11 protein-coding genes and 1 riboswitch are annotated in these 12,073 nt (G+C 74.4%); all 11 genes read left to right on the top strand.

What is annotated here, in order from left to right:
• The first annotated feature begins 10 nt into the window (after positions 1-10).
• The 11 genes from KDY119_RS15785 to KDY119_RS15735 all read left to right on the top strand — a co-directional run bounded on the left by KDY119_RS15785 (position 11) and on the right by KDY119_RS15735 (position 12,072).
• Complete coding sequence (locus KDY119_RS15785) at positions 11-646, top strand: TetR/AcrR family transcriptional regulator (protein WP_036947492.1); 636 nt, start codon at positions 11-13, stop codon at positions 644-646.
• A gap of 54 nt (positions 647-700) precedes the next feature.
• On the top strand, positions 701-1,747 hold the full coding sequence (locus KDY119_RS15780; RefSeq protein WP_153022525.1) for an endonuclease/exonuclease/phosphatase family protein: 1,047 nt from the start codon (positions 701-703) through the stop codon (positions 1,745-1,747).
• A gap of 57 nt (positions 1,748-1,804) precedes the next feature.
• Positions 1,805-2,206, top strand: coding sequence for a hypothetical protein (locus KDY119_RS15775; protein ID WP_227994383.1), 402 nt, complete (start codon positions 1,805-1,807; stop codon positions 2,204-2,206).
• 132 nt (positions 2,207-2,338) lie between these two features.
• Positions 2,339-2,449: riboswitch (SAM riboswitch) on the top strand.
• A 258-nt stretch (positions 2,450-2,707) separates the two neighbouring features.
• The gene (locus KDY119_RS15770) at positions 2,708-3,859 is read left to right on the top strand and encodes an LLM class flavin-dependent oxidoreductase (RefSeq protein WP_036947490.1); all 1,152 of its coding nucleotides are present in this window, start codon (positions 2,708-2,710) and stop codon (positions 3,857-3,859) included.
• 37 nt (positions 3,860-3,896) lie between these two features.
• Positions 3,897-5,234, top strand: coding sequence for an NtaA/DmoA family FMN-dependent monooxygenase (locus tag KDY119_RS15765; protein ID WP_036947489.1), 1,338 nt, complete (start codon positions 3,897-3,899; stop codon positions 5,232-5,234).
• Positions 5,235-5,275: 41 nt separating this feature from the next.
• Positions 5,276-6,202: a DUF1684 domain-containing protein gene (locus KDY119_RS15760; protein ID WP_036947488.1), complete on the top strand. Its 927-nt coding sequence runs from the start codon at positions 5,276-5,278 to the stop codon at positions 6,200-6,202.
• On the top strand, positions 6,199-6,807 hold the full coding sequence (locus KDY119_RS15755) for a GNAT family N-acetyltransferase (RefSeq protein WP_036947487.1): 609 nt from the start codon (positions 6,199-6,201) through the stop codon (positions 6,805-6,807). The genes KDY119_RS15760 and KDY119_RS15755 overlap by 4 nt, the downstream gene beginning before the upstream one ends.
• A 45-nt stretch (positions 6,808-6,852) precedes the next feature.
• Entirely contained in the window at positions 6,853-8,538 is a 1,686-nt protein-coding gene (locus KDY119_RS15750; RefSeq protein ID WP_051136311.1) for an ABC transporter substrate-binding protein, read from the top strand.
• Positions 8,535-9,563: an ABC transporter permease gene (locus KDY119_RS15745; RefSeq protein WP_227994382.1), complete on the top strand. Its 1,029-nt coding sequence runs from the start codon at positions 8,535-8,537 to the stop codon at positions 9,561-9,563. Before KDY119_RS15750 ends, KDY119_RS15745 begins: the two co-directional genes overlap by 4 nt.
• The gene (locus KDY119_RS15740) at positions 9,560-10,456 is read left to right on the top strand and encodes an ABC transporter permease (protein ID WP_153022524.1); all 897 of its coding nucleotides are present in this window, start codon (positions 9,560-9,562) and stop codon (positions 10,454-10,456) included. The genes KDY119_RS15745 and KDY119_RS15740 overlap by 4 nt, the downstream gene beginning before the upstream one ends.
• Complete coding sequence (locus KDY119_RS15735) at positions 10,453-12,072, top strand: dipeptide ABC transporter ATP-binding protein (protein WP_036947486.1); 1,620 nt, start codon at positions 10,453-10,455, stop codon at positions 12,070-12,072. The genes KDY119_RS15740 and KDY119_RS15735 overlap by 4 nt, the downstream gene beginning before the upstream one ends.
• Position 12,073 lies beyond the last annotated feature (1 nt).

Raw genomic sequence — 12,073 nt, 5'->3', positions numbered from 1 at the left:
ATCTGGGAGCGTGACGTCCGCAGCCACCGAACCCGTCCGACGCCGTCGCCGCGGCCCCGAGCTCGAGGCCGCGCTGCTCGACGCGGCGTGGGCCGAGCTGCTCGACGTCGGCTACGCGCGGCTCACCATGGAGTCCGTCGCGGCCCGCGCCGAGACCGGCGTCGCCGTGCTCTACCGGCGCTGGGCGAACAAGGAGGAGCTCACGCTCGCCGCGCTCGAGCACCGCCGAGCCGCCACGCGGGCCGAGATCCCGGATGCGGGAAACCTGCGCGACGACCTCCTCGCAGCCCTGACGAGCATGAGCGAGCGGAGCTCGGCGTTCTGGATCGTGGTCACCGGTGCGGCGTTCTCCGGGCTGCTCGCCGAGAGCGGGCTCACCCCGGCGCAGGTCCGCGAACGCATCCTCGGCGACGCGGCACGGCGCCGCGTCGACGCGCTCTACCGGCGCGCCCACGAGCGCGGCGAGCTCGATCTCGAGCGGGTCCCGCCCGCCGTCCTGAGCCTGCCCTTCGACCTCGTGCGCCACGACCTCCTCATGGCGTTCGAGCCGCTCCCGGCGGTGCGGATCCGGTCGATCGTCGACGAGATCTTCCTGCCGCTCGTCCGGCACTACGGAGGTTCGGCGGAGACGACGGGCAGGTCCTGAGGTAGGCGCCCCGGCGGTCCGGGTCCCGGCCGCGACGCGCCCTATCGTCCTCACGTGGATCCCGCTCCCGCCGCCGACGCCCCCGCCGCTGGCGCCGCCCGTCTCCATCGCGCCCGTACGAGCTCGCGGGTCGTCGCCTGGGCGCTGGCGGTCCTCCTCGCGCCGGCGGTCGTGGTCACGCTCGCGCGCGCCGTCGGCTTCGACCGCCGGACGCCGTTCGCACAGCTCGTGAGCGTGACGCCCTGGTTCGGGGCATGGTCGCTGCTCCTCGGCCTCGCCGCCCTCGGCGCCGGGCTCGTCGCCCGGCCGCGTCGCGCCCTGCTGGGCGTCGCAGCAGTGGCGGGCGCGGTCGTCGTCGTGCAGGGCGCGTGGTGGGCGCCCCTCACTACGGGCAGCCCCGCGGCGGGCCCCACCGCGCCCGAGCTGCGGGTCATGACGGTGAACGCGTTCGTCGGTCGCGCCGACGCCGACGCGATCGTCCGGACCGTGCGTGACCACGGTGTGCAGGTGCTCGCCGTCGAGGAGCTGAGCGCCGGGCTGCTCGACCGCCTGCACGCGGCGGGTCTCGACGACGCGCTGCCGTACCGGGTCACGGGTTCGGTCGGCCCGGGGAACCGCGGGACGGGGCTGTGGTCCGCGCTGCCGCTCACGGGTGCGGACGCGGGGGAGGCGACCTGGTTCGCGATGCCGTCCGCGACCGTGAGGGTCGGGCCGGCGGCGACGCCCGTGCGGGTCACGGCGGTGCACACCGTCCCGCCGTCGGTGGGCTCGACGTCGATCTGGACGTCCGACCTGCGCGTGGTCCGGGACCGGCTCGAGGCGGGGACGACGGCGCAGGTCGCGCTGGGCGACTTCAACGCGACGCGCGACCACTCCGCGTTCCGGGAGGTGCTCGGTCACCGGTTCGCGGACGCCGCGGACCGCGGCGGCCACGCCACCCTGACCTGGCCGACGAACCGCGGCTTCCCGGCGCTCGTCGGGATCGACCACGTCCTCGTGGACCGGGGGGACGCCGTCGACGACGTCCGGACCGTCCACGTGCCGGGATCCGACCATGCGGCCCTCGTCGTCACCGTGAGACTGGCTCCGGCCAGCGGGTGACGTGCATCACATCGCGCTCCTAGACTTGGGAGAGGAGCCGGACCGAAGGCGGTCGCGATGAGCACCATGCACGACCTCTGGCGGCGCGTCACGAGTCGTCGCCGCCACGACGACGAGCGCGGGCGCGGTCGCGCCGACGGGTCCGTGGGGGAGCGGGTCGAGGTCGAGGCGGTCGAGGTCGACCCGCTCGTGACGCTCGACGTCCAGGTCAGGCTCGCGTTCGCCGCCGCGGAGGTCCGCCGCATCGAGGCCGACCCCGACCTCTACGCGCGCGCGCACCACTGGCGCGCCGCCGTCCTCGCCTACGACTCGCTGCTCCGCGAGGCGTGCCGGCTCGCGGGCGTCGACGACGAGGACGTCGTGGAGCCGCCCGCCCCGCTCGACGCCGCCGCTCCCCGCGCGCAGGAGGCCCGCCTGCACGAGGAGCTCGAGCTGACGGCGCGCGGTTGGAGCTGGTGAACGTCTCGTATCACGAGACGGTGTGACTCTCTGTCACCCCGTGTGACCTGTGGTCGGACGCACTCGTCCAGCTGGCGGACGGGTCAACTCTCTTTCTTGACCAGATCGCTCAAGAAACCTACGGTCGTCGCAGGTCATGAGTTCCAGCCCCTCGGCCCCGGCCGGCTGGACGGCAACCCCGCTCCGCGGCGGGGTGCCCCGGGTGATGACCTGGCCCGTCCCCGTGACGGGCAACCAGCGCGAGGCCCACGGGCCAGGAGGAACACGATGACGACCCACGACCAGCCCGCCGAGCACCCGGTCCGTCGCTCGCCCCGCCCTGCCGCTCCGCAGAGCCGGGCCACCGTCTGTCGTCCCGCAGCGACCACGACGCGCTAGGCGCCCGCCGCCGCAGCCCGGGGGCCCGCCCCCGGAACTCCCCGCACCATCCCTCATCCCGCTCCAGTGCGGATGCCGGGCCGCTCCGCCGCGCCCGGGACCCGCCGACCCCGGAGGACCACCATGTCCACACCCCGCACCCTTCACCTCGGCGTCGACCTCACGGACGGCGGCGCGCACGCCGGCGGCTGGCGTGCGCAGGGCCCGGTCGCGCCGCGTCCGTTCGACGCCGCCCGGCTCGCCGGCCTCGTCGCGACCGCCCAGCAGGGGCTGCTCGACTTCGTGCTCTTCGACGACTCGTTCACCCTCCGCCCGCAGCGCGGGGCCGCCCTGCAGGGCCGCCTCGACGCCGCACTCGTGAGCGCACGCCTCGCCCCGAGGTCGGCCGGGATCGGCCTCGTCGCGACGGTCGACACCACGCACACCGAGCCGTTCCACGTGTCGAAGGCGATCGCCACCATCGACCACGTGTCGACCGGGCGTGCGGCCTGGCAGCTCGGCTGGTCCACGGACGCCGCGTCCGCGGCGGTCTTCGGTCGACGCCCGGCCCCCGACGAGGTCGACGCGCTGCGGGAGGCCGAGGAGGCCGTCGAGGTCGTCGAGCGGCTCTGGGACTCCTGGGAGGACGACGCCGAGATCCGGGACGAGGCGACCCACCGGTTCGTCGACCGCGACAAGCTCCACTACGTCGACTTCGAGGGCGTGCACTTCGCCGTCAAGGGCCCGTCCATCACTCCCCGGTCGCCGCAGGGCCGCCCGCCCGTGGTCGTCCGCGCGGGCTCGCCTCTCAGCCTCGACCTTGCGGGCCGCCGGGCCGACCTCGTGCGCGTGCAGGCGACGCAGCGGGACGACGCGCGCGCGATCCGCGAGGAGGTCCGGGATATCGCCCGCGACGCCGGCCGCGACCCGAACGCCGTACGCGTGCTCGTCGACCTGGTGACCGTCGTCGGGCAGGACCGCCGCAGTGCTCAGGAGCGGCTCGACCTGCTCGAGGAGCTCGGCGGCGAGCAGGGCCGGCTGCCCGAGGGGTCCCTGACCCACGTCGGGACCGCGGTCGACCTGGCCGACCTGCTCGAGGACTGGTTCGACGCGGGCGCCGCGGACGGCTTCACGTTGCGGCCCGCGTCGCTCGACACCGACCTGCGGGCGATCGTCAACGGCACCGTCCCGGTGCTCCAGGCCGACGGCGTCTTCCGGCAGGCCTACCCGGGCACGACCCTGCGCGACACGCTCGGCCTGCCGCGGCCCGCGAGCCGCTACGCCGCCGCCCAGTGATCCCGCCCACGCCGTCGCGCCGACCGGAGACCCGCTCATGACCACGAAGAACCGCAAGCAGATCCACCTGGGCGTCCACTTCCCGGGCGTCAACAACACGACCGTCTGGACGGACCCGCGCTCGGGCAGCCAGATCGACTTCTTGTCGTTCGAGCATCTCGCGCGCAAGGCGGAGGACGCCAAGCTCGACTTCTTCTTCCTCGCCGAGGGCCTGCGGCTGCGCGAGCACAAGGGCCGGATCCACGACCTGGACGTCGTCGGGCGCCCCGACACGCTCCCCGTCCTCGCCGCGCTCGCCGCCGTGACCGACCGGATCGGGCTCGCCGGGACCATCAACACGACGTTCAACGAGCCGTTCGAGCTCGCTCGGCAGTTCGCGACGCTCGACCTGCTGTCGGAGGGTCGCGCTGCCTGGAACCTCGTGACCAGTTCCGACGCGTTCACGGGCGAGAACTTCCGCCGCGGCGGCTACCTCGACCACGCCGACCGGTACCGCCGCGCGGGCGAGCTCGTCGATGTCGCCCGGGCCCTGTGGGACTCGTGGGACGAGTGGGACGCGGAGGCGGGCGGCGGGATCGCGCACCCGTTCGAGCACACGGGCCCGCAGTTCGACGTGCGGGGCACGTTCACGACGCCGCGCGGCCCCCAGGGCCACCCGGTGCTGTTCCAGGCGGGCGACTCGGGCGAGGGACGCGACTTCGCCGCCGCGACCGCCGACGTCGTCTTCTCTGCCCACTCGACGTTCGAGGACGGCCAGGCGTTCTACCGCGACGTCAAGGACCGGCTGGCCGCGCACGGTCGAGACCGCGACGCGCTCAAGATCATCCCCGCGACCACCGTGACCATCGGCGACACCCCTGAAGAAGCTGCGGAGGCGGCACGTCAGATCCGCCTGGCCCAGGTCCCCGGCCCGACGGCGATCGCGTTCCTCGAGCAGATCTGGGGCCGGGACCTCACGGCCTACGACCCGGAGGGACCGCTGCCCGACGTCGAGCCCGACTACGACAACCAGGCCATCACGCGCGGTCGGGTGCGGCACGCCGACCCGCGGGAGGTCGCTCGGCAGTGGCGCGAGCTCGCGGAGACGAACCGCTGGTCGATCCGCGAGCTCGTCCTCCAGCTCACGTCGCGCGGCGGGTTCGTCGGCACCCCGACGCACGTCGCGGACGAGATCGACCGGTTCGTCCAGGAGGACGCGAGCGACGGCTTCATCCTCGTGCCGCACCTCACGCCGCACGGGCTCGACGACGTCCTCGACCGGGTCGTGCCGCTGCTGCAGGAGCGCGGCTCGTTCCGGTCCGAGTACGCCGGCCCGACCTTGCGCGACCACCTCGGGCTCGTCCGGCCGGGCGTTCCGGCCCGCGCGGCCGCCTGACCTACCCCCAGCGACATCCCCCACCGCGACAGGAGACCACGATGACCACGGACACCCTCGACACCGCCGGCCCGGCCGCGACCTCCGACGCAGCCGACGTCGCGGAGTCCGCCTGGCGCGCCTGGCGCGCGCAGCGCGTGGCGGGGCTCGGGGCCCCCCGTGGCGTCCTTTCCCTGACCGCGCACCACTGGCTGGGGGCCGAGCCGGCCTCCGTCGACGGTGTCCCCGGGCTCTGGTGGGCCGACGACGACGGCGCCCACGTCCGACCCGACGACGGCGTCCCGGCCGCGGCTGGTCACGGCGCCGTCCTGCTCGACGCGGACACTCTGCGCCCGGTCGAGGACGTGCGGACCGTCGTCGTCGCGGAGGCCGGGTCGGCCGTACCGTTCCTGGTCGGCGCCACGGGAGGCGCGACGCCTCGTGCGGCGGGCGCCGACCTCGTGGGCGTTGAGCTCGCGCTGCGCACCGGCCGCTACCTGCTGCGCACCCGCGACCCGAAGGCGCCCGCGCTCGCGGCGTTCGTCGCGGCCGGCGACGAGGTGGCCGTCCCCGCCTTCGCGTTCGACCCCGCCCAGGTCCGGGACCTCCCCGTCCGCTGGTACGCGGAGCCTCGCGCGGACGTCGTCGACGGCGCCCAGCCGGGGGTCGTGCACCACGTGACGGTGGTCGGCGAGGTCGAGCTCGACGGCGCCACGCTCGGGCTCGTCGCCGGCCACCAGGGCGGGGTCACGCTGTCGTTCACCGACCGCGCGGACGGCGCCCCCGCGTGGCGGGCCGTGCACGTGCCGGAGGCCGACGTGGAGGCGTCACGCGACGGCGTCTTGCGGGTCGATCTCAACCGGGCGACCGCCTACCCGTCGCACTTCAACGACCACGGCACGTGCCCCCGCCCGCTGGCCGGCAACGACGTGCCGTCCGCCGTCGAGGCCGGGGAGAAGGACCCCCTCGGCGCGATGGACACGCTGTGACCGCCGTCGCCTCCGGGCTCGAGGTCCGCAGCGTCCGCCTCGACGACCCGCTCGCGAGGGTCCTGCTCGACGAGCTGTTCGTCGAGTACCGCGACCGGTACGCCGACCTGCTCGGCGTCGACGGGCTCGACGCCGAGGCGCTGGCCCGGTACCTCGCCGAGTTCCGTGCCGAGGGCCTCGAGGAGTTCCTCCCGCCCGACGGCGACCTCGTCCTCCTCCTGGCAGGCGGTGCGCCCGTGGCCGGCGGAGCGTTCCGGCGTCGGACCGAGCCCGAGCTCGGGGAGCCCGCGCGTCGGACACCGGGCGCGGGCGAGCAGAGCCACGCCGCGGACGGCACGCCCCTCGTCGCGACGGCCGAGCTCAAGCGGATCTGGACCCACGCGGCGCACCGGCGCCGTGGCCTGGCCCGTCGGGTCCTCGCCGAGCTCGAGCGACGGGCCGCCGAGCGCGGCTACGTCCGTGCCTACCTGACCACCGGCCCGCGGCAGCCCGAGGCCGTCGGCCTCTACGTCGCCGCCGGCTACACCCCGCTCTACGACCCCGTCGCCGTCGTCGCCGCGCCGCCCGACGCCCTGACTCCTCGTCCGTTCGAGAAGTGGCTCTGAGCCACCCCGACCTCTCCGCTGACCCTCTCACCACCTGGAGCACCGATGTCCGTCACCACGTCCGCGAGATCGCACGGCCCGCTGGGCCGTCGTCCGGCCGCGCTCGCCGCGACCGCCCTGTCCGTCTCCGCCGCGCTGGTGCTGGCTGCCTGCTCCGGCGGCGCCGACGCCGGGACCCAGGCGTCCGGCTCGTCCACGCCGCAGGCCGGAGGCACCCTGACCTGGGGGGTCGAGACCGAGCCGACCACCCTCAACCCCCAGCTCAACGGGCAGGACAAGACCAAGCTGCTGCTGCGCAACGCGTACGAGCAGCTCCTCGCCCGCCAGGACGACGGCACCTACGTCCCGTGGCTCGCGAGCGCCTACACGGTGTCCGACGACGAGCTGACCTACACCTTCACCCTGCGGGACGACGTGACGTTCTGGGACGGGGAGAAGCTCGACGCGGCCGCCGTCGTCACGAACCTCGAGCAGGTGCTGAACCCGAAGTACAGCCCGTACGGCGCGGCCGGCCCGCTCTCGCACCTGAAGTCGGCGAAGGCGACCGACGACCACACGGTCACCCTCGTGCTCAAGGAGAAGTACGCGCCGTTCCTCGACTACGTCGGCAGCCTGGCGCTCATCTCCCCGAAGTCCTACGCCAAGGCGGACGTCAAGGCCGGCGGGCCCGACGTCGCGGGCACCGGGCCGTTCGTCCTGACCAAGTACGTCAAGGGCCAGGAGCTCGACTTCACGAAGAACAAGGACTACGACTGGGCGCCCGCGACCGCACAGCACCAGGGCCCCGCGTACCTCGACGCGCTCACGTACCGGTTCCTGCCCGAGTCGTCGGTCCGGCTGGGCGCGCTGCAGTCGAGGCAGGTCGACGTCGTCGAGGGCGTGCCCGGGACCCAGGCGGCGCAGTTCCAGAAGAACGGTGCCTTCACCTACCGGACCGCGCTCAACACGGGCACGCCTTACTCGCTCTACTTCAACACGCTGACCGGGCCGACGTCGGACGTCAGGGTGCGCGAGGCCTTCCGCGACGCGGTCGACCTCGACGCCGTCCTGAAGTCGGTGTACGCGGGTCAGCGCACGCGGGCCTGGTCCGCCGTCTCTCCCGAGGACCCGACCTTCTACGACAAGAGCCTCGAGGGCACGTACGGCAACGACAAGGACGCCGCGAACACGCTCCTGGACGAGGCCGGCTGGACGGGCCGCGACTCCGACGGCTACCGCACGAAGGACGGCAAGCGGCTCACCATCACGGACTACCAGTCGCAGCCCTACGTCCGCGACCAGCGCGACACGCTCCTGCAGGCGATCCAGGCGCAGGTCAAGCAGAACGCGGGCATCGACTTCGACGTCCAGGTCGTCGACTCCGGGGTCGCGGACGAGCACCGGGCCAAGAACGACTACGGCACGTACGACAACTCGAACACCAACCCCGACGGCGTCGACATCGAGTACCACTGGCTGCCGGCGGACAAGGGCGGGTTCATCAACCTGTCCAACGTGACCGACCCGCAGCTCAGCAGGTGGCTGACCGCCGCGCAGCAGACCACCGACACCGCGAAGCGCGCCGAGCAGTACGACGCGCTCCAGCAGTACGTCATCAAGGAGAAGGCCTACAGCTTCCCGCTGTACGAGCCGGAGGACGAGATCGCGGCGTCGTCGAAGGTGCACGGCACCGGATTCCGGACGTACTACCAGCTCCCCGAGAGCGCCTACGACGTCTGGCTGAGCAAGTGACCAGCGCGACGCTCCTGCCGTCCGCGGGCGACGCGGGGGCCGTCGCCCGAGAGGCCGCACCGGCGGCCTCCGGGGTGCGCGGCCGGGCGTGGGCGACCACGCTCGCCGCGGTGGGTCGCCGGCTCGTCGGCGCGGTCGTCGTGCTCTGGGCGAGCGTGACCGTCGCGTTCGTCGCGCTGCAGCTCGCACCCGGGTCGGCGATCGACGCGCTCGTGCCGCCGACCCAGCGCACCCCTGAGGCCGTCGCCGCGGTGACGGCCGAGTGGGGGCTCGACCGGCCCGTCGTGCAGCAGTACGTCGACTACCTGACCCGGCTGCTCCACGGCGACCTCGGGACCTCCTACCAGCTCCACCGGCCCGTGACCGACGTCATCGTCTCGGAGCTCGGCCCCACCCTGCAGCTCGCGGCGGCCGGTCTCGCGGTCGCGCTCGTCCTGGCCGTGCTGCTCGCAGTGAGCACCGCGGGCCGGCCCTGGGCGAGCCGGATCGCGAACGGCGTCGAGCTGACCGTCGTGTCGGTGCCCGAGTTCTGGCTCGGCATCGTGCTGCTGTTCGTCTTCAGCTTCTCGCTCGGCTGGTTCCCCGTGGCGGGCGCCAACGGGCTCGCGTCGCTCGTCCTGCCGGCGACGGCGCTCGGGCTCGGGCTCGTCGGGCTCGTCTCCCAGGTGCTCCGGGAGGGTGTCGAGCGCTCGCTCGAGCAGCCGTACACGCTGAGCGTCCGGGCTCGCGGCGTCTCCGAGACCGCGCTGCGCGTGCGGCACAGCCTGCGGCACGCGTCGCTGCCCGTCGTGACGCTCCTCGGGTGGCTCGTCGGCGGGTTGCTCGGCGGCGTCATCATCGTCGAGCAGGTGTTCGGGCGGCCCGGGATCGGGGTCGTCGCGCTCCAGGCGGCGCAGGGCCGCGACCTGCCCGTCGTGCTCGGGGTGGCGCTGCTCAGCGCGCTCGTCTACGTCGTCGTCAACACGGCGGTCGACCTGCTCGCGCTCGTGATCGACCCGCGCCTGCGGACGGGGGGCCGGGCATGACCGCCGTCGTCAGCCGGCCGCCGTCGGACGCGCAGGCCCCGCCGGCCGCCCCGCGCACCGGGCCGGGCGCGCCCGCGCGCCTGCGGGCGATCCCCTGGGGCGTGCTCCTCGCGTCGGCCGTGCTCCTCGTCCTGCTCCTCGTGGTCGCGTTCCCCGGGGTGTTCGCCTCGCGCGGGCCGCTCGACGCCGACCCCCTGCGCGCGTTCCTCGCCCCCGGGCACGGCGGGCTCCTCGGCACCGACCAGCTCGGCCGCGACGTGTGGTCGCGCGTCGTCTACGGCGCGCGCTACTCCGTGCTCATCGCCGTGTCCGCGACCGCGCTCGGCGTGCTCGCGGGCGTGCTGCTCGGGATACTCGCCGGGCTCGGCGGCCGGCTCGCCGACGAGGTCACCGCCCGCGGGCTCGACGTCGTCGCCGCGTTCCCCGCGATCCTCCTCGCGATCGTGCTCGTCACGATCGTCGGGCCCGGCATCCCGACCGTCATCGTCGCGCTCGCCGTCGCGTCCGTGCCCCGGTACGCGCGCATCGTCCGCGCCGAGACCCACGTCGTGCGGCGCTCGGCGTACGTCGAGCAGTCGGTCACGTTCGGGCTCCGGCGGACCACGCTCGTCGTCCGGCACGTGCTGCCGCACGCCGTCGTGTCCGTGCCGATCCTCGCGACCATCGGGCTCGGCACGGCGATCCTCGCGGCGTCGTCGCTGAGCTTCATCGGCCTCGGCCCCAAGCCGCCGTCCCCCGAGTGGGGCGCCATGCTCGCCGACGGCCGCAACTACCTGCAGAACGCCTGGTGGATCTCCGTCTTCCCCGGCGTCGCGATCGTCCTCGTCGTCGTGTCGGTGTCCGTGGTCGGACGCTGGCTCCAGCGGCGCCTCGAGCACCGGGAGAACGCATGAGCGTCGCCACCGTCCGCGGACTGAAGATCGCGTTCCCCGGCCCCGACGGCCCCGTCACCGCCGTGCACGGGCTCGACCTCGACGTCGAGCGCGGGACGTGCGTGGCGATCGTCGGGGAGTCCGGGTCCGGCAAGACCGTGACCGCGCGTGCGCTGGCAGGGCTGCTGCCCCGCACGGCGACCTGGTCGGCGGACACGTTCGAGCTCGCCGGCCAGGACGTGCGCGACGCCGACGAGCGCACCTGGCGACGCCTGCGCGGCCGGACCGTCGGGTTCGTCCTGCAGGACGCCCTCGTCTCGCTCGACCCGCTGCGCACGCTCGGCGCGGAGGTGGGCGAGACCCTGCGCACCCACCGCCTCGCGCGCGGACGACGCGCGGTCGCGGACCGGGTGCACGCGCTCCTCACGTCCGTGGGCGTGCCGGAGCCCGAGGTGCGGTCCCGCCAGCACCCGCACCAGCTCTCGGGCGGGCTGCGCCAGCGCGGGCTCATCGCCGCGGGGCTCGCGGGCGACCCGGACCTGCTCGTCGCCGACGAGCCCACGACCGCGCTCGATGTCACCGTGCAGGCGCAGATCCTCGACCTGCTCGCGCTCGAGAAGCAGCGCGGCGCGACGATCCTGCTGATCAGCCACGACCTCGCGGTCGTGTCCCGGATCGCGGACCGGGTGCTGGTGATGCGCGCGGGCGAGGTCGTCGAGGAGGGCGCGACCGACGACGTCCTGCGCCGGCCCCAGCACCCGTACACGCGCGAGCTGCTGCGCGCGGTCCCGTCGGCGTCGTCCAAGGGGCTGCGGCTCGTGGACCGGACGCCGCTCGTGCGCCCCGAGCCCGAACGCTCCGCCGTCGTGCTGGCCGCCGAGCACCTGCGCAAGACGTACCGGGTGCACGGTCGGGCAGGCGCGCACGAGACCGTCGCCGTGGACGACGTGAGCCTCGAGGTCGCGCGCGGCGAGACGCTCGGCATCGTCGGGGAGTCCGGGTCCGGAAAGACGACGGTCGCCCGGATCGTCCTCGGGCTGGTGGAGCCCGACTCGGGTGCGGTGACCCTCGGCGGCGAGCCCTGGACGGGCGTGCCCGAGTCGCGGCGCCGGCACCTGCGCCGCGACGTCCAGCTCATCGCGCAGGACCCGCTCGGCTCGTTCGACCCCCGCTACACGGTCGGGCGGATCGTCGCCGAGAGCCTCGACGCCGTCGGGGTCCGCGGCGAGGACCGCCGCCGCCGGGTCGCCGAGGTCCTCGACCAGGTCCGCCTCGGCGCGTCGTTCGCGGACCGCCACCCGCGCACCCTGTCCGGCGGGCAGCGCCAGCGCGTCTCGATCGCCCGGGCCCTCGCCCCGCACCCGCGCCTCCTCGTCGCCGACGAGCCCGTGTCCGCGCTCGACGTCTCCGTGCAGGCCGGGATCCTCGACCTGCTCGGCGAGCTCCAGGCCGAGACGGGCACGTCGGTGCTGTTCATCTCGCACGACCTGGGCGTGGTCCACCACGTCGCCGACCGTGTGCTCGTCATGACGGGCGGGCGCGTCGTCGAGCAGGGCGACGTCGACGACGTCTTCCACCGCCCCCAGCACGTGTACACCCAGGCACTCCTTGCGGCTCTGCCCGCGCCGGCCGCCTGAC

The sequence above is a fragment of the Luteimicrobium xylanilyticum genome (assembly GCF_009429125.1).
GTDB lineage: Bacteria > Actinomycetota > Actinomycetes > Actinomycetales > Cellulomonadaceae > Luteimicrobium > Luteimicrobium xylanilyticum.
Note: the sequence above shows the minus strand (reverse complement) of the source record. Positions and strands in the feature narration are given on the sequence as shown.